The organism is Amycolatopsis sp., assembly GCF_025464955.1.
Taxonomy (GTDB): domain Bacteria; phylum Actinomycetota; class Actinomycetes; order Mycobacteriales; family Pseudonocardiaceae; genus Amycolatopsis.
Map to the genome: position 1 here is coordinate 43,921 of NZ_JAODNM010000057.1, position 24,881 is coordinate 68,801.

27 protein-coding genes and 2 pseudogenes are annotated in these 24,881 nt (G+C 66.4%); 26 read left to right on the plus strand and 3 right to left on the minus strand.

The features are described 5' to 3' along the window. The 5 genes from JWQ81_RS12870 to JWQ81_RS12890 are packed head-to-tail and all read left to right on the plus strand — an operon-like array spanning position 1 to position 5,960. Entirely contained in the window at positions 1–1,269 is a 1,269-nt protein-coding gene (locus tag JWQ81_RS12870) for a pyridoxal phosphate-dependent aminotransferase (protein ID WP_297541002.1), read from the plus strand. Positions 1,270–1,284: 15 nt separating this feature from the next. Then, positions 1,285–2,187: a hypothetical protein gene (locus JWQ81_RS12875; protein ID WP_297541004.1), complete on the plus strand. Its 903-nt coding sequence runs from the start codon at positions 1,285–1,287 to the stop codon at positions 2,185–2,187. Then, entirely contained in the window at positions 2,184–3,551 is a 1,368-nt protein-coding gene (locus JWQ81_RS12880; RefSeq protein WP_297541006.1) for an NtaA/DmoA family FMN-dependent monooxygenase, read from the plus strand. The genes JWQ81_RS12875 and JWQ81_RS12880 overlap by 4 nt, the downstream gene beginning before the upstream one ends. A 5-nt stretch (positions 3,552–3,556) precedes the next feature. Continuing rightward, positions 3,557–4,738: an LLM class flavin-dependent oxidoreductase gene (locus JWQ81_RS12885; RefSeq protein ID WP_297541055.1), complete on the plus strand. Its 1,182-nt coding sequence runs from the start codon at positions 3,557–3,559 to the stop codon at positions 4,736–4,738. 37 nt (positions 4,739–4,775) lie between these two features. Beyond that, positions 4,776–5,960 carry an acyltransferase gene (locus tag JWQ81_RS12890; RefSeq protein WP_297541008.1) on the plus strand — a complete coding sequence of 395 codons (1,185 nt, stop codon included), beginning with the start codon at positions 4,776–4,778 and terminating at the stop codon, positions 5,958–5,960. Positions 5,961–6,289: 329 nt separating this feature from the next. Here JWQ81_RS12890 and JWQ81_RS44890 read toward each other — a convergent pair whose 3' ends face one another. Continuing rightward, positions 6,290–7,006 (minus strand): tyrosine-type recombinase/integrase, encoded by a 717-nt coding sequence (locus JWQ81_RS44890; RefSeq protein ID WP_366942285.1) that lies wholly within the window; start codon positions 7,004–7,006, stop codon positions 6,290–6,292. A gap of 890 nt (positions 7,007–7,896) precedes the next feature. Between JWQ81_RS44890 and JWQ81_RS12900 the strand changes: the two genes are divergently transcribed. From JWQ81_RS12900 to JWQ81_RS12930, 7 genes are all read left to right on the plus strand, one after another. Then, the gene (locus tag JWQ81_RS12900; protein WP_297541012.1) at positions 7,897–8,124 is read left to right on the plus strand and encodes an acyl carrier protein; all 228 of its coding nucleotides are present in this window, start codon (positions 7,897–7,899) and stop codon (positions 8,122–8,124) included. 44 nt (positions 8,125–8,168) lie between these two features. Beyond that, positions 8,169–9,227: a beta-ketoacyl synthase N-terminal-like domain-containing protein gene (locus JWQ81_RS12905; RefSeq protein WP_297541014.1), complete on the plus strand. Its 1,059-nt coding sequence runs from the start codon at positions 8,169–8,171 to the stop codon at positions 9,225–9,227. A gap of 178 nt (positions 9,228–9,405) precedes the next feature. After that, a complete protein-coding gene (locus tag JWQ81_RS12910) occupies positions 9,406–9,999 on the plus strand; it encodes an NAD(P)H-dependent oxidoreductase (RefSeq protein WP_297541016.1) in 594 nt (197 codons plus the stop codon). A 311-nt stretch (positions 10,000–10,310) separates the two neighbouring features. Then, a complete protein-coding gene (locus JWQ81_RS12915; protein ID WP_297541018.1) occupies positions 10,311–11,267 on the plus strand; it encodes a 3-oxoacyl-[acyl-carrier-protein] synthase III C-terminal domain-containing protein in 957 nt (318 codons plus the stop codon). Beyond that, complete coding sequence (locus JWQ81_RS12920; RefSeq protein WP_297541020.1) at positions 11,258–11,602, plus strand: hypothetical protein; 345 nt, start codon at positions 11,258–11,260, stop codon at positions 11,600–11,602. The genes JWQ81_RS12915 and JWQ81_RS12920 overlap by 10 nt, the downstream gene beginning before the upstream one ends. After that, on the plus strand, positions 11,511–11,954 hold the full coding sequence (locus tag JWQ81_RS12925) for a hypothetical protein (RefSeq protein WP_297541022.1): 444 nt from the start codon (positions 11,511–11,513) through the stop codon (positions 11,952–11,954). Before JWQ81_RS12920 ends, JWQ81_RS12925 begins: the two co-directional genes overlap by 92 nt. After that, positions 11,951–12,895 carry an acyltransferase domain-containing protein gene (locus tag JWQ81_RS12930; RefSeq protein WP_297541024.1) on the plus strand — a complete coding sequence of 315 codons (945 nt, stop codon included), beginning with the start codon at positions 11,951–11,953 and terminating at the stop codon, positions 12,893–12,895. Before JWQ81_RS12925 ends, JWQ81_RS12930 begins: the two co-directional genes overlap by 4 nt. An 8-nt stretch (positions 12,896–12,903) precedes the next feature. On the opposite strand, the gene JWQ81_RS12935 is transcribed toward JWQ81_RS12930, so the two are convergent. Then, positions 12,904–13,632: a TetR/AcrR family transcriptional regulator gene (locus tag JWQ81_RS12935; protein WP_297541026.1), complete on the minus strand. Its 729-nt coding sequence runs from the start codon at positions 13,630–13,632 to the stop codon at positions 12,904–12,906. Positions 13,633–13,739: 107 nt separating this feature from the next. Here JWQ81_RS12935 and JWQ81_RS12940 point away from each other — a divergent pair, with 107 nt between their 5' ends. The 14 genes and pseudogenes from JWQ81_RS12940 (at position 13,740) to JWQ81_RS13005 (ending at position 24,186) form a co-directional block, all read left to right on the plus strand. Beyond that, complete coding sequence (locus JWQ81_RS12940; protein ID WP_297541028.1) at positions 13,740–15,296, plus strand: MDR family MFS transporter; 1,557 nt, start codon at positions 13,740–13,742, stop codon at positions 15,294–15,296. A 90-nt stretch (positions 15,297–15,386) separates the two neighbouring features. Next, positions 15,387–15,785 (plus strand): hypothetical protein, encoded by a 399-nt coding sequence (locus JWQ81_RS12945; protein ID WP_297541030.1) that lies wholly within the window; start codon positions 15,387–15,389, stop codon positions 15,783–15,785. After that, a complete protein-coding gene (locus JWQ81_RS12950) occupies positions 15,778–16,260 on the plus strand; it encodes a beta-hydroxyacyl-ACP dehydratase (RefSeq protein WP_297541032.1) in 483 nt (160 codons plus the stop codon). The genes JWQ81_RS12945 and JWQ81_RS12950 overlap by 8 nt, the downstream gene beginning before the upstream one ends. A gap of 386 nt (positions 16,261–16,646) precedes the next feature. Beyond that, positions 16,647–17,906: a beta-ketoacyl synthase gene (locus JWQ81_RS12955; RefSeq protein ID WP_297541057.1), complete on the plus strand. Its 1,260-nt coding sequence runs from the start codon at positions 16,647–16,649 to the stop codon at positions 17,904–17,906. Beyond that, on the plus strand, positions 17,903–18,652 hold the full coding sequence (gene fabG, locus JWQ81_RS12960) for a 3-oxoacyl-ACP reductase FabG (RefSeq protein ID WP_297541034.1): 750 nt from the start codon (positions 17,903–17,905) through the stop codon (positions 18,650–18,652). The genes JWQ81_RS12955 and fabG overlap by 4 nt, the downstream gene beginning before the upstream one ends. A gap of 18 nt (positions 18,653–18,670) precedes the next feature. Then, on the plus strand, positions 18,671–19,150 hold the full coding sequence (locus tag JWQ81_RS12965; RefSeq protein WP_297541036.1) for a DUF4188 domain-containing protein: 480 nt from the start codon (positions 18,671–18,673) through the stop codon (positions 19,148–19,150). A 55-nt stretch (positions 19,151–19,205) separates the two neighbouring features. Then, entirely contained in the window at positions 19,206–19,532 is a 327-nt protein-coding gene (locus tag JWQ81_RS12970; RefSeq protein WP_297541038.1) for a TcmI family type II polyketide cyclase, read from the plus strand. Next, positions 19,529–20,152, plus strand: a pseudogene (locus JWQ81_RS12975) (beta-ketoacyl synthase N-terminal-like domain-containing protein); the annotation flags it as partial. The gene JWQ81_RS12970 and the pseudogene JWQ81_RS12975, both read left to right, overlap by 4 nt. A 92-nt stretch (positions 20,153–20,244) precedes the next feature. Then, the gene (locus tag JWQ81_RS12980) at positions 20,245–21,804 is read left to right on the plus strand and encodes an RHS repeat domain-containing protein (protein WP_297541040.1); all 1,560 of its coding nucleotides are present in this window, start codon (positions 20,245–20,247) and stop codon (positions 21,802–21,804) included. Then, entirely contained in the window at positions 21,801–22,190 is a 390-nt protein-coding gene (locus tag JWQ81_RS12985; RefSeq protein WP_297541042.1) for a hypothetical protein, read from the plus strand. Before JWQ81_RS12980 ends, JWQ81_RS12985 begins: the two co-directional genes overlap by 4 nt. A 99-nt stretch (positions 22,191–22,289) precedes the next feature. Next, the gene (locus JWQ81_RS12990) at positions 22,290–22,583 is read left to right on the plus strand and encodes a hypothetical protein (RefSeq protein ID WP_297541044.1); all 294 of its coding nucleotides are present in this window, start codon (positions 22,290–22,292) and stop codon (positions 22,581–22,583) included. Positions 22,584–22,765: 182 nt separating this feature from the next. Further along, on the plus strand, positions 22,766–23,128 hold the full coding sequence (locus JWQ81_RS12995) for a hypothetical protein (protein ID WP_297541046.1): 363 nt from the start codon (positions 22,766–22,768) through the stop codon (positions 23,126–23,128). A 17-nt stretch (positions 23,129–23,145) separates the two neighbouring features. After that, the gene (locus JWQ81_RS13000) at positions 23,146–23,808 is read left to right on the plus strand and encodes a polymorphic toxin-type HINT domain-containing protein (protein WP_297541048.1); all 663 of its coding nucleotides are present in this window, start codon (positions 23,146–23,148) and stop codon (positions 23,806–23,808) included. A 48-nt stretch (positions 23,809–23,856) separates the two neighbouring features. Then, on the plus strand, positions 23,857–24,186 hold the full coding sequence (locus JWQ81_RS13005; protein ID WP_297541050.1) for a hypothetical protein: 330 nt from the start codon (positions 23,857–23,859) through the stop codon (positions 24,184–24,186). 268 nt (positions 24,187–24,454) lie between these two features. Here JWQ81_RS13005 and JWQ81_RS13010 read toward each other — a convergent pair. Further along, positions 24,455–24,712 (minus strand): annotated as a pseudogene (locus tag JWQ81_RS13010) (cytochrome P450); the annotation flags it as partial. Positions 24,713–24,881: the final 169 nt, after the last annotated feature.

Consider the following 24,881-nt stretch of genomic DNA (forward strand, 5'->3'; position numbering starts at 1 on the left):
ATGCCCGAACCAACCCCGATCCCGATGTCGGCGACGCTCGCCGCCGACGAGGTACTGGCCCGCAGACGGCAAGCGGGCGAGCGGGTCCTGTCGATGGCCAGCGGCGAGATCGGCCTTCCCGTGCACCCGGCGCTGGCCGAGCGGCTCGCCGCCGCAGCGCACGAGAACGACTACGGCCCGGTGGTAGGCAGCCCCGAGTTGCGCTGCGCTGCCGCCGGATACTGGGGGAGACGCGGTCTCGTGAGCGACTCGGACCTGGTGGTGGCCGGTCCGGGCAGCAAACCCCTGCTGTTCGCGTTGCTGCTGGCGATCGGCGGCGATGTGGTCGTGCCCGTGCCGAGTTGGGTGAGCTACCCCGTCCATGCCCGGCTCATCGGAGTGCGCCCCATCCCCGTGCCGATCCGTCCTGGCGAAGGCGGAGTGCCCGACCCGGAGCGGCTTCGGGAGGCGGTCATTGCGGCGCGTGCCGCAGGACATGACCCGCGATCGGTGGTGGTGACGGTGCCGGACAACCCGACCGGCACCGTCGCATCGCAGGTGACGGTGCGACAGTTGACCACGGTGGCCAGGGAACTGGACCTCGTGATCGTGTCCGACGAGATCTACTGCGACCTCGTGTACGACTCGGCCGCGCCCGCTCTGTCGCCGGCCAAGTCCGCGCCCGAGCGCACCGTCGTCACCACGGGACTGACTAAGAACCTGGCGGTCGGCGGCTGGCGGACGGGAGTGGCCCGGCTACCCGACAGCGATGCCGGGCGGGCGCTGCACAGCAGGCTCGTCTCCGTCGCCAGCCAGATCTGGTCGAGCCCACCCGCGCCGATCCAGGCTGCGGCCGCGTACGCGTTCGGCGAGCCGCCGGAGATCGCCGAACGCATCGCGGCGAGTCGCCGGCTGCACGAGACTGTGGCGCGCACGGTTGCCGGCCATTTCACCAAGGCCGGTGCGGTTCTCGCGCCGGTGCAAGCTACCTGTTACCTCTACCCGGACTTCGAGCCGCTGCGCAACCATCTCTCCCGGGCTCACGACGTGCACGGCGGCGACGACCTGGCCCGGTTGCTCAGCCAACGCCACGGAGTCGGGCTGCTCCCGGCATCGGCGTTCGGCGAAGCCCCGGACGCTCTGCGGATCCGGGCCGCGACGAGCCGCCTCTACGGCGATACCGACGAGCAGCGGATGGCTGCGCTTGAAGCCGTGGACCCGCTCCAACTGCCGTGGGTGCGCGAGGCCGTCGACCGGATCGACGAAGTTCTGTCCGACCTTTTCCGCTGACCGGAGGTTCCACTCATGTCCATTCCGACTCTCTTCGAGGCCACGTATAAGGGAAACCGGTACGTCGGCTTCGGCCGGGCCCGGTCTCAGACCCAGACCCTGTACTGCGTGGACGATGGCAGGCTCGCGGCGGCCGTCGTGGCCGCCAAGGGCTCACCTGCCACGCTCGAGGCCGCGATCACGGCCAGCACCGAGGCCGTCACCGTCGCCCTCGACGACCCGGAGCTGAGCCTGGTGTCGCCGCTGCTGTCGACGACCGGTGGAAACTCCTTGCTGAGCGGTTTCATGGGCACGCACCGGAAGAAGTGGGGCGGCAAGACCGCACCCGATGGCGAGTTCACCCCGCCGAAGTGGTTCTTCAAGGGCTTCGGCGACTGGGCGCGGATGCCCGGCGAGCCGCTGACCGTGCCCGCTAACCCGGTTGCCCTGATCGAGGAGCCTGAGGTCGTCCTCGTCTACGTCAACGACGAGCAGGGCTATCCGCACTACGCCGGCTACACCTTCGGCAACGACCTGTGCGACATCGGCCTGCACCGCAAGGACCCCGGCTACAACCCGTACTGCAAGCTTTGCGACACGGCGGTTGCGCCCTTGCTCTTCCTGGCCGCCCCGCCGCGCACCGTCAGCGGCCGGACCACCATTGTGCGGGACGGCGCGCCTGCCTGGGAGGGCGACTTCGAGTGCGGCGGTGACGCCCTGTACTTCCGCGTGCAGGACATGGTGGACCACTTGTTCTCGTTCCCGGCGGTGCGCAGGCCGGGGCTGGTCAACTACGTGCTGCTTGGGGCCGACGAAGCCAGCTTCCACGACGGTTTCCGGATCGCTGACGGCGACCGCGTTGTCATCGAGGTGAACAGCCACGACGTGACGCTGGACAACGAGGTCCGCCACCTCGCGCCGGTTCCGCTCAGTTCGTGACCACCCCGTCCGAAGGAGAAAGCACCGTGCCCGCCCTCGGCAAGAAACGAGTACACCTCGCGGCGCAACTTCCCGGCATCCACAACGTGACCGTGTGGTCGGATCCCCGGTCGGCGAGCCAGATCGCCATCGACTCGTTCATCCGGCTCGCGCAAACCGCCGAGCGCGGCAAGTTCGACTTCTTCTTCCTCTCAGAGGGCCTGCGGCTGCGCGAGCATAAGGGCCGGGTGTACGAGCTGGACGTGGTGGGCCGTCCGGACAACCTGACGGTGCTCGCCGCGCTCTCTGCCACCACCACCCGGCTCGGGCTCGCCGCCACCGTCAACGCCACCTTCAACGAGCCATACGAGGTGGCCCGCAGGCTGGCGAGCCTGGACCACCTCAGCGGCGGGCGTGCCGCATGGAACATCGTCACCTCCTACGACGCGTTCACCGGCGAGAACTTCCGTCGCGGCGGCTTTCTCTCCGAGACTGACCGTTACACCAGGGCCGCCGAGTTCCTCCGCACCACCCGTGAGCTCTGGGATAGCTGGTCCGACGGCGACGTGCGCGTCGACGCGGCGGCGGGCGAGTTCGTCCGCGCAGGCGCGGGGGAGTTCGTCCATCATGGGCGGCATTTCGACATCTCGGGCCGGTTCACCACGCCGCGCGGCCCGCAGGGGCACCCGGTGATTATCCAGGCAGGCGAGTCCGATGAAGGCCGGGATTTCGCCGCGTCTGACGCCGACGTCATCTTCAGCAAGTACGACAACCTCGACGAGGCCCGCATCTTCTACCGGGACGTCAAGGGGCGGCTAGCCAGGCACGGCCGCGCACGGGACGAGCTGAAGATCATCCCCACCGCGACGGTGGTCATCGCGGACACCGACGAGGAGGCCGTCGCGTACTCGGCGGAGATCTCCCAAGGCCAGATCAGCCCGCAGACGGCGATCGCGCACCTGGAGGCTGTCTGGGGCCGCGACCTGTCCGGGTACGACCCGGACGGGCCGCTGCCCGACATCGATCCTGAGCCTGATTCCCTTATCCTGAAGGGACATTCGACGTTCCGCAAGAGCAGAGGCGAGACGGCCCTCCGGTGGCGGCGGCTCGCGACGGAGCGAGGGCTGAGCATCCGTGAGCTGGTCATCGAGGTGCACGGCGGCCACACCTTCGTCGGTGCCCCGCACACCGTCGCCGACGCCATCGATCACTTCGTGCAGACCGATGGCGCCGACGGGTTCGTCCTCGTGCCGCACCTGACGCCCGGCGGCCTGGACGACGTTGTGGACCGCGTGGTGCCGCTGCTGCAGGAGAAAGGCGTGTTTCGCGAGGAGTACTCGGGAACGACGCTGCGTGACCACCTCGGCCTGAAGGAGGCATTGTGAACCCGATGCACCTCGCGGTTGCCTTTGACGGCGCCGGCTGGCATCCCGCCGCCTGGCGGGCCACCGGCGCGCGGCCCGGCGAGCTCGTCACCGCAGCGTACTGGGCGGACCTGGTGCTGGAGGCCGAGCGGGGTCTGCTCGACTTCGTTACCTTCGAGGACGCGCTCGGCTTGCAGTCCGCCGCGTTCCACCGCCCCGACGACCGAACCGACCAGGTCAGGGGCAGCCTGGACGCGGTGATCCTGGCAGCGAGCCTCGCCCCGCTCACCACGCGCATCGGCTTGGTGCCGACCACAAACGTGACGCACACCGAGCCGTTCCCCCTTGCCACCGCCATCGCGACCCTTGACTATGCCAGCAAGGGCCGTGCGGGATGGCGCCCCCAGATCTCAACACGTGCTTCCGACGCCAACCACTTCGGCCGTCGCACGACGCCCCAACTCACCGACGAGGACCTGCGCGACTCGGAGTTGATCGCCCGACGGCTGCGGCCGTTGTTCGCGGAGGCCGCCGACGTCGTCGAGGTGGCCCGGCGGCTCTGGGACAGTTGGGACGAGGACGCCGAGATCCGGGATGTGGCCACGGGTCGCTTCATCGACGCAGACAAGGTGCGTCACATCGACTTCGTCGGACCTCATTTCAGCGTGAAGGGCCCCTCGATCACGCCACGCCCGCCGCAGGGACAGCCGGTGGTGACGAGCCTCGCGCACGCCTCGACGCCGTACGAGTTCGCGGCGCGCGGCTCCGACGTCGTGTACATCACGCCGCATGATCGCTCCGGCGTGAGCGCCATTCTCGCTCAGGTCGACGACGCTGTGGCGCGGGTCGGCAGGGACGGCCCCTTGCGGAAATTCGCCGACCTCGTCGTCTTTCTCGACGACGAGCCGGGTTTCGCTGGCCAACGCAAGGCTCAGCTAGATTCCTTGGCAGGAAAGGAACTTACGTCCGACGCCGAGATATTTGTTGGCACACCTGGCGCCCTCGCAGACTTGTTGCTCGACTGGCTTGCCGCCGGGCTCGATGGTTTCCGGCTGCGGCCCGGTGTTCTGCCGCACGACCTCATGGCCATCACCCGCAGCCTGGTGCCGGAACTGCAACGGCGGGGTGCATTCCGCACCTCGTACGACGCCGTGACGCTGCGCGGTCACCTGCGGCTACCGCTGTCCGGCAGATGCCGCCTGAACTGACACGGTCTCAGTCCAGCACTACAAACGGCGGTCTCCCATGGTTTCCATTGTCAAATCGAATAGAACAGAAGCGACCAGTAGCGTCGCCCGCCCGTCCCAGCAGCTCACCTACATCGCTGCAGCCCGGCTCCTGCCATCCTTTTTCATCCTGGCCTCGCATCTTTCCTTCCAACGGGTCTTCAGTGATCCGACGGCGCAGGCTGTGTACTACAGGATCTTCAACCCAGCCGGCTTCAACGCCGTGTCGTTCTTCATCGTGCTCAGCGGCTTCATTCTGGCCTGGGTCTGCGACAGACGACCGCCAGGGCGGGATTTCGGGCCGAAGCGGCTGCTGCGCATCCTGCCAGTGCACTTCCTGTCCTGGGCGCTTGTGGTGTGCCTGTTCGGCGTCATGTTTTCACCCCCGGGTCTGTTGACCACCCTCACCCTGCTCGCGGGGTGGATACCTGACCACAACGTCTACTGGGCCGCAAACGCTCCGTCGTGGACCTTGTCCACCGAACTCTTGCTGTACCTGGTTTTCCCAGCCGTATACCGCTTCGTCGCGCGCAGGAGCGACCGATTCCTACGTGCCGCGCTGATCGGCATGGTCGCAGTCGTCGTACTGCTTCCCATCGCGCTGATAGCTCTTCCCGACGGCGCTGTCTTCGCCAACGCCGCCTTCACCGAGCGCGGCCAGCTCGTCAGCGTGTCGGAGTGGAAGTACTGGCTCGTCTACGTCTTCCCGCTCACTCGCCTATTCGAAGCGTTGTGTGGCATGCTGATCTGCCTCATGGTGCTGCGCGGTCGATGGATGCGGAGCGTCCTGCTGCCCACCGGCCTGCTTGTGCTCGCCATCGTGGTGGAGGAGCTGTGGGCTCCAGTTCTGCTCACCCTGTCCGCGCTCACCATCGTGCCCATCGTGCTGCTCATCGGCGCCCTGGCCGCCAAGGAGATCGCCAAGTGGGACCGCGGCATGGGCACTGGACGCTCGCTGATCGGCCGCGTCTCCGCCTATGGCAAGTACACCTTCGGTATCTACATGTACCAGTGGCTGTTCATCCTGGTGTGCCAGCAATATCTGCGGCCGTGGAACAACGGCACTGTCACCGGCGTCCTACTGGTCCTCGCCTTCTACGCCACGTGCGTCGCCGTCGCCATGCTTTCGTACCGCTTCTTCGAGACCCCCATCAACAACTTCATCAAGCCCTCGATTGCCACCTACGCGAAGAAGCAAGGCTGATTTTCAACAGCTTCCCCTCCATGGACCGTACGATCTGTCACAGGCTGACTACTATGTGTACCTGGCGCTGCCGCAGCGCGGAAGCCGCCATCCGTGGGCTGTCATGGTTGAACTTGTGGCGCCCCGTCGATGACACGCTCGCTTTATCGACGGTTAGCCACTGCGACTTGACTGCCGCTTGTCTATCGTGAACATCGCAGCAGAATCCGGCACGTACGAGCCCGAGGGGAGCCCGAGAGGTCTCGGACAGGGCGACACTCGACGGCATTTGTCGACATCGAGAGGCCTACTAAAGCGGCTCCGAGCAGACGAAAAGGTCTTGTTCGGCATCACTTGACACCGTCCGACACCTCAGGGTTTCGACTCTTAACCAGCGGGTTCGGGGTTCGAGTCCCTGATGGCGCACCCTCAAAGGCCAGGTCACTTAAAACGGTGACCTGGCCTTTTGTGTTTTCTGGAGTCATTTCTTCCGCTTCCTGACTGTCCATTGTGGTCGAATCCGCGCCCGAGACGAGCCCGAGCTGTCGCGTTGCTGTTCGCGGGATGATCTTGGCGGTGGCTTCGGCCGCCGCGAGGGCGACCTCGGGCAGCACGGTGGTGTAGGTGTCCATGGTCACGGTGATCGAGGAGTGCCGGAGCATGCTCTGCACGACCTTCATGTCGGCACCAGCCGCCAAAGCAAGGGTCGCGGCGCCATGGCGTAGGTCGTGTAGTCGGATCGGTGGCAGTCCAGCCTGCCGGGTCAGCTCGACGAACCGGTCGGTGACGTCGGCTGGGCGAAGCGGGGCTCCCGTCGGGCTGTGTGAACAGCAGGCCGCTGTCGACCCAGTCGCTGCCGAGGCGAGCCCTGTCGGCGTCCTGGCCGGCGAGGTGGTGACGCAAGACGAGGACGGTATCGGCGTCGAGCGCGACCAGGCCTTCGGAGGAGGTGGTCTTCGGCTTCGATTGGGCGGTCTCCCAGCCGTATTGCACGATCTGGTTCGCCACCTCCAGTGATGCGGCGTCGAGGTAGGTGTCGGTCCGGCGCTGGCCGCACGCCTCACCACGGCGCAGGCCCACGTGAGCGATCAAGTGGAACAACGGGTAGAGGCGGTCGTTGACGGTGTAGTCGAGGAAGTGGCCCGTGTGCTGTGGTGTCCACACCATCACCGGCGACGGGATCTCTCCTGTCATCTGCCACCGCAGGACCCGCTCCGCGGTCCACAACTTCGGCTTCGGCCGGTTGGCCGGGGGCAGTTCGACCAACGAGGCCACGTTCACTGTCAGCAGCCCTTCTTTCACTGCGGGGTTCAGTACCGCGCGTAAGGTCTCGCGGATCCGCCGGATTGAGGTCGGACCGACCGGTCGTTGCCACTTCACAGCCGCAACCTTCTTCGGATCACCACTGCTGCGGTACTCGCCGATGACCTCGTTGTGCTCGTCGATCGCGTCGAACATCCCGGCTAGGTGAGCTACGCGGAGCTTGTCTCGGCGGATGTGCGCGAGATGTGGCCGTAGATACAGCCGTACATGGGATTCGTACGAGCGATACGTATTGCGGCTGACGGACTTTTTCTTGGTCGCCAGGAAGGCAGTGAAAACGTCGTCCATCAGCGGGTGTTCCAGAACGTCCGCGCCGGCACGCACCAGGCGTCGGACGTGGTCGACCTCCGGCAACTTCTGCTTCTCGGAGATCGCGGTCGCGATCACATCCCCGATCTTGCACAGAATGTCGATGTCGTCTTCGTCAGCGATCGCGAGCAGGTCCCTGGCTTGGTCGAGCTCCTCTTGCGCCTTCGTTGCTGTCTCGAATCCACTGCGCCTGCGTGGGCGCCGGTTTCCGCCACGATCGGCGGGCAGTTCGATGCGGTAGCACCACTGTCCGTGCTTGCTCTGTTCCAGTCTCGGGCACTTGTTGCCCAGGTTGCGGTTGCTGCTGTCCTTGCAGGAGCACCGCTTGAACGCCGATCCCAAAGACGTCGTCTGCACCGTACTGGAGGTGGACGCCGGCGAAGTGACCGACACCAGCCTGTTCATGGAGGACCACGACGCCGACTCGATGCGGCTGATCGAGATCCTCTCCGCGCTGGAGCTGGCCCTGAACGTGACCATCGACCAGTCCCAGATGTCGCGGATGGTCAACCTCGACGGTACCTGCGCGGTCGTCGCCGAATCTCGGACCTGACCACCGGCACCGCCGACCGGCGGTGAAGACGGGAGTAGCCAGACATGAATGACGCCACACTCGACATCGTCGGCTGGTCGGCGATCTCCCCGTTCGGGATCGGTCGCGCCGTGTTCGCCGACGGCGTGCGCGACGGACGGGCCACCAGCGCCCCGATCGACCCGGACCGGTGGCGGGCGCCCGTCGACCGCGCCTGCCTGGTGCCGGACTTCGACGTGCGCACGACACTGGGTACCAGGGGTACCCGGGTGATGAACCGGGTCACCGGGCTCGCGGTCGGCACTGTCGGCGATCTGCTGAGGCAGGCCGGCGGGAGCACGCCGGCCGAGGAGATCGGGCTCGTGCTGGGCACCGCCCTGGGGAGCGCCCAGAGCTCGATCGACTTCACCCGCGGTTCGCTCACGGCCGCGGAGCCGTTCGGGGTGGAGTCGGGACTGATCCCGTACGCGGTGATGAACGGAGCCGCCGGGCAGTGCGCGATCTGGCACGATCTCAAGGGGCCGAACGCCCCCCTGGCGGCCGGTCGCGCGGCGGGCCTGCTCGCGCTGAACTACGCCCGGCGGCTGCTTCTGACCGGCCGAGCACGCACGGTCCTCGCGGGCTCCGCCGAGGAGTACTCGGAGGCTCGCGCGTGGCTAGCGCAGGCCAATGGTCATCCGGTGTCGGCGCTGGGGGAGGGTTGCGCGATGTTCGCACTGACCACGCAGCGAACCGCGGCGCCGATCGCCACCCTTGTCGGGATCAAGGCGATGTGCTGTTCAACCGGTGACTGGGCCGGCGTGATCCGCGCGTGTGTCGCCAAGGTGCTGGCGGCCGGCGGGATCGAGCCCGAGCAGATCTGGGCGGCCGCGCCGTCCGGCGCGGCCGGCGAAGCGGGTGCGGCGGAGCACGCCGTGCTGGCGGACCTGCTGCCGAACAAGGCGTTGCTGGCACCGGTGACCGAGCTCGTCGGCGAGGCGGATGCCGCGTCGGGGTCGTTCCAGCTCGCGGCGGTGCTCAGCCTCGCGGAATCGGATCCCGCGGCGGCGGGCCGGTTCGCCCTGATCACCTCGGTCGACGACGGCGGCTCGGTGGTCGCCGCGTTGGTGCGGCTACCACGGTGAGCACCAGGGGCTGGCTGATCGGGGCAGGCCCCGGCCTCGCCGTTCTCGTCGGGGATCGGCCTCCGGGAGGCGGCTTGCGTACACCGTACCAAGATGGCTAGACTGACGGTGTCGTACGGTGTACGAAGTGAAAACAGGGGAGACTGGCTGCCGAGACAGTCATTGAGGAAGGTGAAGGATGTCCGAGCAGCCGATCAAACTGGCCGTCATCATCGGCAGCGTCCGCGGCGGCCGATTCGGGCCGGTCGTGGCGAAGTGGTTCGCCCGTCAGGCCGAGGAGCACGACGCGGTGGAGGTCGACGTCATCGATCTGCTCGACTTCCCGCTGCCGCTGCACATGCCGGCCTATGGCCAGCAGCCCGACGAGCAGACCCTTGAGGTCCGCAACGCGTTGTCCGCCCGGCTGTCCGCCGCGGACGCGTTTGTCGTCGTGACACCGGAGTACAACCACACGGTGCCCGCCGGGCTGAAGAACACGATCGACTGGTTCATGCAGGAGTGGATGGCCAAGCCGATCGGCCTGGTCTCCTACGGCGGCATGGGCGGTGGCCTGCGGGCGGCCGAGCACCTGCGGCAGGTCTTCGCCGAGGTGCACGCGGTCACCGTGCGCGACATGATCAGCTTCCACAACGCGTGGGGCGACTTCGGCGGACCCGGCCAGCCGGCCAGCCCCGAGGGCGCGGACGCCGCGGCCAAGAAGCTGATCGACCAGATCGTCTGGTGGGCGCACGCGTTGCGGGACGCGCGAGAGAAGCGGCCGTACACGGCCTAAGAGCTACTAACACACTAACTGCTCGGCTCGCGGCGTCCAGGCACGCGATCTGCGGCGTTGTCGTCGTCCCCGGTACAACAGAGCTACCGGGAACTCCTTCGCCTTGCATCTCACGCACCTGGACGCTGCTCCCTGAGCGAGCGCCATCGTGTTAGAAACTCTTAAGCGGCTATTTCCAAGGCCAGGGGCGCGCGGACTTGTTCCTCGCGCCCCTGGCCTTTCTGTGTCCCCGTCTTCCTGTGTCCACCGATCCCAGGAGCAGCCGAGGTGCTTGTCCGGGCAGCATCCCTACCATTCGCGGGAGTCCGAGAATGATCACACTGGAGGCCGTCGAGTCGTTCTTCCCGCCGCGCGTGGTGACGGTGGAGGAGCGGGCGGCGCAGCTGGAGCTGAACCCGGCGCAGACCCACGCGTTCCGGCGCATCCACGAGCTGGAGCGGATGCACTACGATCCGGAGCTCGACCTCTACGACCTGGTGCTGCCACCCGCGCAGAAGACGCTGGCGCAGACCGATCCTCGCTCGGTGCGCTACGTGCTCTACGCGCACGCGATCCACGGCGCGAACGGCGCGGCGCCCGACACCGCCCAGCAGATCAAGGAGCGGCTGGGGCTCGACCACGCGACGGCGTTCTCGCTTACCCAGCAGAACTACGCGATCCCGCTGTCGGCCATCGACGTCGCCGGCGCGCTGCTGGCCGCCGACGGCGATCCGGACGCGCGGGTCCTGCTGGTGACGGGGGAGAAGCCCGATCCGCGGATCGCCAAGCAGATCAACACCGTGATGCTCGCGGACGGCGCGGCGTCGTGTCTGGTCGCCCTGGACGGCGAGGGCGCCCAGGTGCGGTCGTTCGCGACGCGGACCAGGGGCGCGTACTACGACGGCCTGCGTGGCACACCGGAGCAGTTTCGCGAGGCCGCGCAGATGCGGCCGAAAGTGCTGCGGGAAATCATGGACGAGGCCGTCGAGTCGGCCGGCTGCACGCTGGCGGACATCCAGTTCATCATCCCGCCCAACCAGGGCCGTCCCTTCTGGAACGGCACGCTGGACGGCGAAGACCTGCTCGCGAAGTGCTTCTTCGACAACAACGCGCGCTACAGCCATTGTCTCGCGCCCGACGTGTTGATCAACTACGTCACGATCCGCGAGGAGGGCAGGTTCGAGCCTGGCCGGCCGAGCATGTTCTTGGCCACCGGCCTCGGCTGGACGTTCTCAGCGATGGTGTTCGTGCCGCCCTCGGTTACCGGAGGTTCCAGGAGATGGCTCTAAGACTGGGTTTCGCCACGTCCGTGGCGCGAGCGGGCGCCGATCCCGACCTCGGCCATATCGGGTTGGTGGACCGGCTGCTCGACCAGCAGCCGGTCGCGGGCGCCGATCTCGTCGTGCTCGCCTACGCGAACGCGGACCGCAACGGCCACCAGACCGTCGCGTCCTATCTGAACATGCGAACCGGTGACGAGGCGCACAGCTTCGCCTTGAGCGGGCAGGGGGATCGGCACGCCGTTCAGCGCTTTGCGGGTCATCGACGCCTACGCGCGCACCGGCCGCGCCCGCCGGCCGGTGATCGGGATCGTCGAGTGCTCGCAGCCGGGTTCGCCCGGTGATTCGGCTGTACTGCTGGGTTTCCGGGCGGGCGACGGGTTCGGACTCGCCGAACCCGTCCAGGAGACCGGCGACGCCGATGAACTGGCCGCGCGGCTGGCCTCGTTGGCGGCGGCGCACGGTCGTCTGCTCGTCGTCCTAGGCAGCACCGTTGACCCGGCCGTGGCGGCCATCGCGGGGGTCGACGTGCTGGTCGCCGATCCTGGCGGCGCTTGCACGGGTGTGTGGCTCGAACTCGCGCGACACTGGCAGGAGTGGTCGGATTCCTATCCGGCAGTCGCGCTGGCCGACCACGATGCCCTGACGCGTAGGGGATATCTCGCCGTGCTGCGGACCACTCCGGCATCGCGGTGAACGCCGTCTGGGTGTTCTCCGGGCACGGCTGCCAGACGGCTGAGATGGCCCGGGAGCTGATCGCGCTGCCGCCGTTCGCCGAAGTGCTCGACGAACTGGAGCCGGTGTTCGCCGAGGAGATCGACTTCTCGCCGCGGCGGTCGCTCGCGCTGGGCAGGCTCGGTGGCTCCGACCGGGTTCATGCGCTGATCTTCGTGGTGCAGCTGGGCCTGGCCGCGCTGCTGCGGTCGCACGGGATGCGGCCGGCCGCCGTCATCGGGCACTCGGTGGGGGAGGTGGCGGCGGCGGTCACCGCCGGCGAGCTCTCGCCCGCCGACGGCGCCAGGCTGATCTGCCGGCGATCACTGCTGCTGCGCAGGGTCGGCGGCCGGGGTGCGATGGCACTGGCCACGCTGGGGTTCGATGAGGTCGAGCGGCGGTTGGCCGGTCGGGAGGACGTGGTCGCCGCCGTCGCGTCGGGGCCGAGGGCATCGGTGATCGCCGGTGACGGGCTCGCCGTGGCCGAGGTGGCGGCCGCGTGGCGGGCCGAGCGGATCGGTGTGCTTCCGGTGCCCGGCGACATCGGCTTCCACAGTCCGCAGATGGACCCGTTGCTCGACGAACTGGTGGCGGCGGTGTCCGAGCTGCCGCATCGGCCGGGGCGGCTGCGCCGGTACTCGACGGTGCGCACCAGCGCGACGGCGGCCGCGTACTGGGCGGCCAACCTGCGCGGAACGGTCCGCCTGGACCTGGCCGTCGCGGCCGCCGCCGCGGACGGTCACCGTGCGTTCGTCGAGATCGCGCCGCACCCGGTGCTGGCCCACGCGATCACCGACACGCTTCGCGCCTCGGGCGTGCCTGACGGCAGCGTCACCGCGGTGCAGCGCCGCGGTCGCCCGCAGCGGCAGACACTGCTCGCCGCGCTCGGCACCCTGCACTCCCTGGGCGCCGTCGCGGGCTGATCGGCCGGTCACCGATTGGTCAGGCTCGCCTGCATGCTGTCCAGCACGAGGTCCAGCCCGTACTGGAAGCGCTCGTCCGGCTTCATGTGCGGGCTGTCCGTCTCCAGCAGCATCCTGGCGAACATCGGGTACTCGCCGGAGGTCACGATCGCGCGGGCGTGCGGGCCCGACTGCCGTATCCATTCCTGCATATCGACCTTGGTACGCCTGGACTCCTCGGCCCAGCCGACCTCGGTGCGCACGAAGCTCTCCACGTAGCCGTTGACCAGGCCGGTGAAACTGACCAGCTGCTCCATCGGCAGTCCGAAGCCGTCCAGCGAGGAGAACAGGAACTCCTGGTGGCGCAGTGAGTTGGGACCCCAGACGGGATGGCCGGCCAGCCTGGTGGCCAGCCATGGGTGCCGCAGCCACAGCGCGCGCTTCTCGCGCGCGAACAGGGTGATCCGTTCGCGCCAGTCCATGTCCGGCGTGACGGCGGTGGTCATCTCGCCGGCCACCGCGTCGACCATGAGCTCGAGCAGGTCGTCGCGGTTGCCGACATAGTGGTACAGCGACATCACGCCGGCCTTGATCCGCGCGGCGATCCGGCGCATCGACGTCGCCTCCAGCCCGTCGCTGTCGGCGATCTCGATCGCGGCCGCCGTGATCTGGCTGCGGCTGTAGGTCCGCTGCGGTCCGGGCACTGTCCCGGCCGGTCGCTCCGGTCGCATCCAGATGGTGCCGAGCTCCTCGGTCACTTCGCTCTCCCATCACTCGGCCGCTACTTGCGTACACCGTACCAAGATGGCTATCGTAGTTGTCATCGTACGGCGTACCAAGATGACTTCGCCCGGAAAGGAAGACAATGTCGGACAACTCGGCGATCGGCACCGCTCCGGCGCCGGCCGCACCTGTGCGCACCCAGCGGCAGTACTACCTCGGAGTCCTCGCGTTGGCGCTGGGCCTGGTGCTTTCCCTGCTCGACCAGGTGATCGTCAACACCGCGCTGCCCACGATCGTCGGTGACCTCGGCGGCGTCAGCCAGCTGGCCTGGGTCGTCACCGCTTACCTGGTGGCCACTTCAGCGACCACGCCGCTGTGGGGCAAACTCGGCGACCTCTACGGCCGCCGAGCCACCTACACGGCGTCCATCTCGATCTTCGTGCTGGGTTCGATCCTGGCCGGGCTGTCCCAGAACATGGACCAACTGATCGGCTTCCGGGTGCTGCAGGGCCTCGGCTCCGGCGGCCTGATGGTCGGCGCGTTCGCGCTGATCGGCGACCTGGTGTCCACGCCGGCCGAGCGGGCCAAGCTACTGGCGGTCATCGGCGGCATCATGCCGGCCGCGCTGGCAGCCGGCCCGCTGCTCGGCGGGATCCTCACCCAGCAGGCCAGTTGGCGCTGGGCGTTCTACATCAACCTGCCGCTGGCCGCGATCGCGCTGGTGGCCACCGCGCTGGGCGTCCCGGCCAGCGTGCGCAAGCCGGGGGTAAAGATCGACCTCCTCGGCGGCGGACTGTTGACCGGTGCCATCGTGGCGATCACGCTGCTGGCCAGCTGGGCGGGCACCCGTTACCCGTGGGGTTCGCCGCAGGTCGTCGGGCTGGCGGTGGCCGCGGTCGTGCTGCTGCTCGCGCTGCCCTTCGTCGAGCGCCGGGCGGTCGAGCCGATCCTGCCGCCCAGGCTGTTCCGCAGCAGGGACTTCAACGTCTCCCAGGTGCTCGGCCTGTTCGTCGGCGCGTCCATGCTGGGGTCGATGGTCTACCTGCCGCAGTACATGCAGGACGTGCGGAACGCCTCGCCGACCGCGAGCGGCCTGCTGCTGCTGCTGCCCTACACCGCGGGCCTGATCGGCGTCGAGCTGATCGTCGCCAGGATAATGGCCCGCACCGGCAACGCCCGGCCGTTCCCCATCATCGGCGGCGCGGTAGCCGCCGCCGGCATCCTGCTGCTGTTGGTGCTGGACACCACTACCAACGTGTTCGTCGCGTCCGGTCTCACCTTGGTCGCGGGCGTCGGCATCGGCCTCATCCTGCAGGCCACCCAGATGATCTCCTTCAGCAGCATCGACCGGCGGGACATCGGCGCCGCCAGCGGCCTGGTCAATCTGTTCCGCACCGTCGGCGGCTCGCTGGGCGTCGCGGTGTTCGGCTCGGTCTACACGGCCAGACTGCTGAGCACGCTCACCGATCGGCTCGGCCAGCGGGACGGCGCGGCGCTCGCCTCGTCCAGCGGCCGGCTCGGCCCGGCCGAGCTGCACAACCTGCCGGCCGCTTCGCTCGACGCCTTCCAACACGCCGTCAGCGACGGGCTGCACGGCGTGCTGATCGGTGCGTCGGTCATCGCGGTCGCGAGCTTCGCCCTCGCCTGGTTGCTGAAGGGCGAACTGCGGGTCACACCGAGCGCGGCCAAGGGCGACTGACAACCGTCAGGGCCCTCTCCCAGACGCCGCATCGAGGCACCGGCTCCCCACCGGTGCCTCGATGCGGCGTTGTCGTGTCTGGAGGACACAATGGACGTACTGACAACCTCGTCGCGTGCGAGGCCGCTGTCCGCGCTGGACGCCGTCGAGCGCCGGTCGGACACGGAGATCTTCGCTACCAAGCTCGTCCGGGCCGACGATCCCTACCTCGTCGGCCACTACCCCGGCTTCACCATTTACCCGGGTGTGTTCATCATCGAGTCCGTCACACAGGCCGTGCGTTCGGAGTTCGACGCGGACCTGACCACGATCACGTCCGTCCGGTTCACCACGTCGCTCGTGCCCGGCGACACCCTGCGCGTGCACTGCGAGTACGTCCGTGACGGCGAAATCCTGATGGTACGGGCCGAGTGCCACAACGGCGACGGCGTGCGCGCCGCACAGATGCGGCTGGTCTTCCGTGTGGCCGGGGTGCCCGCCGATGCATGACCAGGCGCGCATCCGCGAGGTGCTACCGCACCGGCACCCGATTCTGCTGGTGGACCGCGTCGACGAGATCGTCCACTTCGAGAGCCTGACGGCGGTCAAGGCCGTGACCGGCAGCGAGCCCTGTTACGCCGATATGGCGGAGACCGCACAGGGCAAGGACTTCGCCTATCCGGCGTCGCTCATCCTCGAATCGTTCTGCCAGGCGGGCGCTTTCCTCTGGCTGGAGAGCATGCGAGCCGTCGATCGGCGGCTCGACGGCAAGCTCGTCTTCGCGCTGGCCAAGGACGTCGCCTTCCATCTGCCGGTCTATCCAGGCGACACGCTGCGCCACGAGCTGCGGATGGACCGCGTGCTCGGCGACAACGCCTTTCTCAGCGGCCGGATCCGGGTCGGCGACGCGGTGGTCGCCGAGGTCGGTTCGCTGGCCGCCGCCATCCGTCGCGCCGCCGACCTCGACGGTCCGGCCGGGCACTGACCACGGGCACTGACGAACCGATCTCTAAATCAGCTCAACACCCGGTGGTCAGAACCTAGTGAAAACGTAGGCTGCCGCTTCTTGTTCTTCGTTGCCGATGCGAAGAAGATTATCCCTAACATCCGGTGCAGTGGTTGCCCGGTAAGGGTTTCCCGAACTCCACCGGCCGGTTCGCCGGCCACCGTCAACGATCGCCGGCGGGGAGCGGAGTGACCGGGACCATCCCCGTTAAATCCACTGTGGATGATCTGATCGTCAGGGATGGCGCGCTTCCGCGCGCCGTGCTCACGTTGCGGGGCAGCTGCTCCCCAACGCAACTTGGTCGTCTTTGACCACTGCCCAGTCGAGGTGACGGTGTGAGTATCGACAGTCTTGCCGGTGGCCGGATGCGTGCCGTCACCGTGACGCGGCGCCCGGCGTCCCAGCGGGTGGTGATCACGGGACTCGGGGTGTTCTCCAGTATCGGCGTCGGAGCCGGCGAGTTCACGGCCGGCCTGCGGGCCGGCCGCAGCGGAGTCGCGCCCATCACCGCGTTCGACACCACTGGATTCGATCGCTCGCTCGGCTGCGAGGTGCGGGGCTTCGACCCGCACGAGTGGATCGAGCGCTGGGACGTCGACCAGCTCGGCCGGGCGAGCCAGTTCTCCGTGGCGGCCGCCAGAATGGCCGTCCGGGACGCGGGCCTCGACGCGGGCGAGCTGCGCGACCTGCGGGTGCAGATCTCCATCGGCACCACCGACGCCGAGTCGCACGATACCGACCGGCTGGCCGCCGACTGGGTCGCCGGCGGTCCCGAGAGCCTCGACCCGCTGACGGCCGGTCGGATCTCGGCCGGCCGGCTGTCCGCCGCGGTCGCCCACGAACTCGAACTGACCGACGCGGAGACGGTCACACTGGCCACCGCCTGTTCGGCCGGCAACTACGCGATCGGCCACGGCTTCGACGCGATCCGGGTCGGCGATGCCGACATCGCGCTCTGCGGCGGCGCGGATGCCATGTGCCGCAAGTCCTTCACCGCGTTCTACCGGCTCGGCACCATCGCCCCCGACTGCTGCCGGCCGTTCGACAAGGATCGGCAGGGCATCCTGAACGGCGAGGGTGCCGGCGTCCTGGTGCTGGAGAGCCTGGAGTCCGCGCTGGCGCGTGGCGCGCGCATCCATGCCGAGGTACTCGGCTACGGCCTGAGCTGCGACGCGCACCACCCGGTCTCGCCGGAGCAGTCCAGCATCGAGCGCTGCATGCGCACGGCGCTGGACGACGCCGGTGTGCTTCCCGAACAGGTCGACCTGGTCTCCGCCCACGGCACCGGCACCAAGATGAACGACGTCACCGAATCCCGCGCGATCCGTGCGGTCTACGACGGCAAGCCGCCGCGGGTCATCTCGCTGAAGTCCATGCTGGGCCACACCATGGGCGCCGCCAGCGCGCTCGCGGCCATCGCCTGCTCGCTCGCCATCACCGAGGGGTTCATCCCGCCGACGATCAACCACCGGGAGACCGATCCGGAGTGCGAGATCGACTGCGTGCCCAACGAGTCGGTGCCCGCGGATCTGCGGGTGGTGCAGAACAACGGGCTCGCGTTCGCCGGCAACAACGCCGTGGTGGTGCTCGGCCGGTACGACGAGTCCGCGGTGGTCGGGCAGTGAGCGCCGGGCCCGCCGCAGAACGCGGCGTCGCGCTGGTCAGCGGGGGATCGAGGGGCATCGGCCGGGCGGCCGTGCTGCGGCTCGCGAGGGACGGCTTCGACGTGGCGTTCTGCTACCACAGTGACGGCGGCGCGGCGGACGCGCTGGCCAAGGAGGTCGCCGATCTCGGCGTCCGGGTGGCGTCCAGCCAGGTCGACGTCAGCGACGCCGACCAGGTCCGCGCGTGGGTCGCCGCGACCGAGAGTGGCTTCGGCCCGATCGAGGTTGTCGTGACCTCGGCTGGCATCGTCCGCGACCGGCCGCTCGTGATGATGTCCGACGAGGACTGGTCCCGGGTGATCGAGGTCAATCTCGACGGCACCTTCTCGGTGTGCCGAGCGGCCGTATTCCCGATGATGAAACGGAAGTCGGGCTGCGTCGTCACCCTGTCGTCGGTGGCGGGCGTCGCCGGCAACGCGACACAGACCAACTACTCGGCCGCCAAGGCCGGGATCATCGGCTTCACCAAGGCGATGGCCAAGGAGGTCGGCCGGTACGGCATCAGGGCCAACGTGGTGGCTCCCGGCTTCGTCGAGACCGACATGGTCGCCGGCCTGTCCGACACGCTGCGGGACAAGGCCCGCGGCAACGTCGCGCTCGGCCGGTTCGGCGCCGCCGAGGAGATCGCCGACGCAGTGTCCTACCTGGTTTCCGCGAGCTACGTCACCGGATCGGTGCTGCAGGTCGACGGCGGCCTGGCCCTCTGACAGAGCGGGGAGACAATCATGGGCCAGAAGGTCCACAACGGACGGTGGACGACCGGCAACAGCGACGACGTCGTGCTGTTCCTGCTGGGAATCCGTATCAACAAGCTCACGGCCGTGCGCAAGTGGCTGCCGGTGATCAGGGCGCTGCCGCCGATGCTGGCGGAGCTGACCGAGCAGGCCGGCAGCGGGCTGCTGGCCAGCCGCACACAGATGTACGGCGTGCGCGAGCTGACGCTGTTGCAGTACTGGAGCAGCGTCAAGCAGCTGATGGACTTCGCCCACGACACCACCCATCGGCGCGCGTGGCGCGACTTTTACCGGATAGCCTCGCGCAGCTCCGAGGTCGGCATCTGGCATGAAACCTTCGTGGTGCCGGCGGGCCGCTACGAGTCCATCTACGGCAACGTGCCCACGCTGGGCCTGGCCACCACCGGCGGCCTCACCCCGATCGGGCGTCGCAACGACTCGGCCCGCGCCCGGCTCGGCGAGACCGAGTGAGCGCCGCGTCACCTGAGCCGGCCGACCACCTGTCAGAACTGCCAAGGAGGCACTCATGCACAGCACTTTGATCGTGGCGCGGATGGCGCCCGGCGACGAGGGGGACGTCGCCGAGCTCTTCGGCGCGTTCGACGAGAGCGACATGCCGCACCGGATGGGCACTGGCCGTCGCCAGCTGTTTTCGTGCCGGGGCCTGTACTTCCACCTGCAGGACTTCGACACCGACGAGGGTGGCGAGGCGATCGAGCAGGCCAAGACCGAACCTGAGTTCGTGCGAATCAGCGCGGACCTCAAACCGTTCATCCAGGCGTACGACCCGGCGACCTGGCGCTCGCCCGCCGACGCGATGGCGCGGCGCTTCTACCACTGGAGTGCGAAGTGAGCCGTCGTGTTGTCATCACCGGCGTCGGTGTCCTCGCACCGGGCGGTGTCGGCCTGAAGAACTTCTGGAGCCTGCTCAGCGAGGGCCGCACCGCCACCCGCGGCATCACCTTCTTCGATCCGACGCCGTACCGGTCGCGGGTCGCCGCGGAGATCGACTTCGCCCCCGGTGAGCACGGCCTGTCACCGCAGGAGATCCGGCGGATGGACCGCGCGGCGCAGTTCGCCGTGGTGGCCGCGCGGGAGGCGATCGCGGACAGCGGCCTCGAGCTGGCGGAGATCGACCCCTACCGGACCGGGGTGACCATCGGCAGCGCGGTCGGCGCGACCATGGGGCTGGACGAGGAGTACCGGGTGGTCAGCGACGACGGCCGGATGCACCTGGTCGACCACAATTACGCGCCGCCGCACCTGTACAACTACTTCGTCCCCAGCTCGTTCGCCGCCGAGGTGGCGTGGGCGACCGGCGCGGAGGGACCGGCCACGGTCGTGTCCACCGGCTGTACGTCCGGGCTGGACTCCGTTGGTCACGCTGTCGAGCTGATCCGCGAAGGCAGCGCCGACGTGATGATCGCCGGCGCGACCGAGGCGCCGATCTCGCCGATCACCCTGGCCTGTTTCGTACCCAGGTCCAGCACGCCGCGGGCGGCGACACCACCAGCACATCGACCTATCCCGATGACGGCCATGCCCAGCCGCACGCCCTGCAGGGCGTGTCGACAACTAGCCCGACCGGAGCCACTCAGACCGGCTACAGCTACGACGAGGCCGGCAACACCAAGACGATGGGTCCGACAGGTTCGGCTCAGACCTTCACCTACGACGTCGAAGGGCACGTGGCCTCCGCGACCGACGCCGCCGGCAAGGTCAGCACCTACATCTACGATGCCGACGGAAACCGGATCATCACCAAAGACCCGACCGGTGAAACTCTTACGGTCGGCGATCTCGAGCTGTTCGTCCCGGCGGGTGACACCCATGCGGTCGGGAAGCGGGTATACAGCCACAACGGCCAGCCTGTTGCCGAACTCGACGCCACGACAGGGTTGACGTGGTTGCTCAACGACAACCAGGGCACCACCTACGCCACGGTGAACGCCGGCAACCTCGCGGTGTCGAAGCGGTGGCAAGACCCCTACGGCACGACCCGCGGGGCCGCGGCGTCGACGTGGCCGGACAAGCACGGCTATCTCGGGGGCTACCAGAACACCACCGGTCTGACCCACCTCGGGGCCCGGGACTACGACCCGACGCAGGGCCGGTTCACTTCGGTTGACCCGGTGCTTGACGCTGAGAAGCCACAGCAGCTCAACGGCTACGCCTACGGATTCGGCGACCCGGTGAGCAATCCTGATCCGACTGGGTTGGAGCCACTGAACAGCGAGTGTGTCGGTTCGGACATGGCTGCGTGTGAGTCGTACTACTACGGGAACTGGGACGGTCCCGTTCTCCAGCGCATCAACTTGTCCGCTGCCATTGACTGGCACTGGCACTCGTCGGCGCTGGGGGCTTTGGGTGAGCTCGGTTTACGGGAGAGTGAGCGTTACTACCATCCTCATGGGGCGTCTAAGTCGAGCTGGAAAGACCTTGTCGGTGTTGTCGCGAATATCGCGGTGTTCGCCGGTTGTGAGGTAGTTACTGCACCGGAAACGGCTGGCTTGTCGACGGTCGGCTGTGGTGCGTTGGCTGGTGCGGTTAGTGGAGGCGCGCAGGCGGCTGTCGACGGTGACAACATCCTGGCCGGTATCGGCGAAGGCGGTCTCCTCGGTCTCCTCGAAGGCCTCGGCGGTCTCGCGGCTAAGTCCATCGCGGCCAAGGCGGCCGGTAAGGTCGGCGACGACACTCCGGGTGAGATGGGCAGCAAACCCGCGAGTGATAGCGCAGGTGCTGCGGTACATCATGATCCAAGGCCTGCGATGACGGATGTCAATGTGGGGCAGAAGTGGGGCAAGCACTCTAAGGATTATGCTTTGAACCCTAGCGATCCAGATGCTCGCGCGTGGTACGTGAACCGAGTCAAGGAAGTTCGCAGTAGTCAGGATGAGGTTCGGCAAGGACCGTGGAATCCTGAGGGTGGCGGAGGATACGACTACTGGTTCTATCGCAAAGGTGGCGACTTGGTTCTAACGAAAGGTGATGGTAGTTTTGTTACAATGTTCCCGATGGGCGAAGGGGAAATGGTTGGTGGAGTAATGCATCTCCTCGCTGACGTGAACCGTGTGAAGACTCGCCTGGCCGTTGGTGAAGTCTCGTGTGCGAAGGTGGAAAAGTGAAATCTCGCCCAATTGAATTAGATCCGCTGAAGATTCGCGGGCTCAGGGTCCATGAAATTCTTAAGATTTCCACGGTGGGTGGCGTAACGGAAGCTTTGCAGATTGTACTTCCTGCGGGCGACTCTATTATCTTTACGGTCTGGACTGATTGGTCCCTGTTGGTTGAGAATCGAGTTGACTCACGTCTCCCAAGTTACCTTTGGCCCGAGAGTGATTTTTTGGTCCGTTCACTGGGATGGGATATTCCGACGGGCGGACTAGAAGTGACTCAGGTAGCCCTACATTTAAATTCCATTGACGTATTAGTTGGAGTTGATATTGAGCTGCATGGTCATGTCATGTCGATAGCGTCGACTGGAGGTGATCTGGAGCTATCTTTCAGTTGATTCTTATGCGCGAAAGGATCAGGAAGTGTTGATCTTCGGTAGAGTACCGTCTGATGCGATCATCGGATACTGGCCATGACTAGGCATGATGATCCGGGTATGCTTGAAGCGCTCGATGGCGCTTGGGGCCCCGACGTGGGATTCTTTGGAATGCTTCGAGCGCGTCGTTTCTCGGAGGCTGCAGGAGAAGGGTTCCTGGCGCTACTTCAATCTGTCGAGATATCGGAAGGTGAACGACTTCACTCTGATTTTGTTCGGTTGGTCTGGTTTGCGCCGACATTTACCGAATGGCAAATCGATCGCGCAGTAGAGATGGGGGCGGATCGTCGAAAATTGGAGCGTATCTCAAATCTTATACAAGCGAGGATTATGGAGATCTTTGGAACTCCGTAACGGTAATTTAATCGAATAGGTCAAGCTGGCTGGCGTACCGGTCGATCTTCGCTTGCTGCTGTTGTAACTTGCTGCTGTTGTAACCAGTCATTGTGAAGTCGTACTTGTGAAATGTGAAGTCTTGTCCGAATTCGGGTAAGTTAGTCGGGTACAGTCGCGCTGGCTGCGAGGTAGTTGCTGTATTGGAGGCGACTGTTGGTGACAACATCCTGGCCGGTATCGGCGAAGGTGGCCTCGTCGGCCTGCTGGAAGGCCTCGGCGGTCTCGCGGTCAAGGGACTGGCAGGAAAGGTCGCTGGCAAAGTCGGCGGGGATACTCCAGGGGAGGTGAGCGGCAGACCCGCAGAGGATGGCCATTCTATCTGCCCCAACAGTTTTGTGGGCTCTACGCCGGTGTTGATGGCGGACGGAACCAGCAAGCCAATCGAGCAGGTTCGAGTTGGCGACAAGATCGCGAACTCTGAGCCCGACAGTGGCAAGACGCAGCAGCACGTCGTTACCGCTCTGCACGTCACCGACATCGATCGCGACTTTGTCGACGTCTAATCGACAGCTACTCCGGCTTGAAGCTGATCACCTCGACGGCGCATCACCTCTTCTGGGATGTAACCACTCACACGTGGACCAACGCCACTGACCTCAAGTTCGGTGATCAACTCGACACGCCCGGCAACGGCGACGTTGCTGTCTCGTTCGTTCGTCGTTACACTGCGACTGTCCGGACTTACAACCTCACTATCGACACCGTCCACACCTACTATGTACTCGCTGGCAGTACGCCGATTCTGGTGCACAACAGCGGTGGGGAAATTCCATACGGATCTGATGGGCCGGAATCATATTCAGCTTTCGCTGAAACCCTTAATGGTGGATTGGCGGGCGGTGGGTATTCTGGAACATCGGCTGCATTCCAGGGGAGCTCCGTGACTGGTGTTGGTTTCCGAAGTGGATTGGCCTTCGGTGACCACAGTGACTACGACATTGCTCTTGGTGGCAGCGACCTGTTCGATGCGGCAAAGGAGGCTGGCATCGGCCTCAGGTCTGGGGGAACGCGAACGGGGCCGCTGAACTCGTCGCAGCTTTCCAAGCTGGGTCTGCGAGATCTTGCTGATAATCTCAGTGCGGAAGCAGGTGGGCGTGAGGTTCACTTCATGATCTACAACGACATAAATGCAGCAACGGATAGAAGCGCCAGTATTGTTGCTCCGGGAGCAACATGCGGGTGATGAAGGAACTGAGGTCGCGGGAGGGCAGGGCCGACCTGCCTTTCCCGCATGCACGCGGGAAAGGCAGAATTGATGGTTCAGCATAATCTTTTCGGAATTGGCGGTGTGGCCATGGAAGACTGCGCCCGAAGTATTGGAGCGCTTTTCGAAATTGAGCTAAGCCAAAGAGAGAGCGATTATCTGGGTTGCTATATGATCGGCGCGGGTGCTGATTTCAAGGTTAAGCTAGTGGAGCAGTCGGATCCTGAAGGCGAGCTTATTGAGTCAGAATATCCAGACCTTGGCATTTTGATTTACCTGGATGGGGAATCCGACTTCCCTCAGGTTGATGGCCATGAGGTCTCCGGGGTGCGGATTGTAGGAATTTCTGGCAGCTGACCGCTGAGTATCACGGGTCGGGTCGGCCTCTTGAAGCTCTTCCTGACGCCAACGATCGCCGTCACCACTACCAGCGGAGAACCGCCGCGCTCCAGTGATCGACTCCGTTCACCGGAGAGGCGAGTGTGTAGAGGTCGCAACCCGTGAGCTGGAGACAGAACTTCTGCATCTGCTCAGCGAGGGAGCTCATTTCCTGTTCAGCTCCGGGGGCGTAGCTGATTTCGTCAAGACGACGATCACCGGTCCAGCTCCCTATTGTTGTGGCGGGTCACCAGGTAACGGGAAGTTCGTGGACGCCGTATACGAGCATGTCTTCCTTGAAGTTCAGCTCCGCCAGCGGAACCGCGAGTGCCAGTGTCGGAATGCGGCGGTAGAGCGTGCTGTAGACGACTTGCAGCTCGACCCTGACGAGCGGCTGGCCGAGGCACTGGTGGACGCCATAGCCGAAGGCGACGTGGTGGCGTGCTGTGCGGTGGATGTCGAGCGCGTCGGGGTCGGGGAAGGCAGCCGCGTCCCGGTTTGCCACTTCAATTCTTTCGGTGCGTTTTCGGTACCGTCGCGCGCGGCGATCGCCTGCGCCAGCTCCTCCAGGTTGCGGCCTTTCGCCTCGACCCCGTGCCGCCACCACACGGTGCCGGCGATCGCGCCGATCAGCCAGAATACGGCGAGCAGCACAAAGACCCAGACGACGCTGA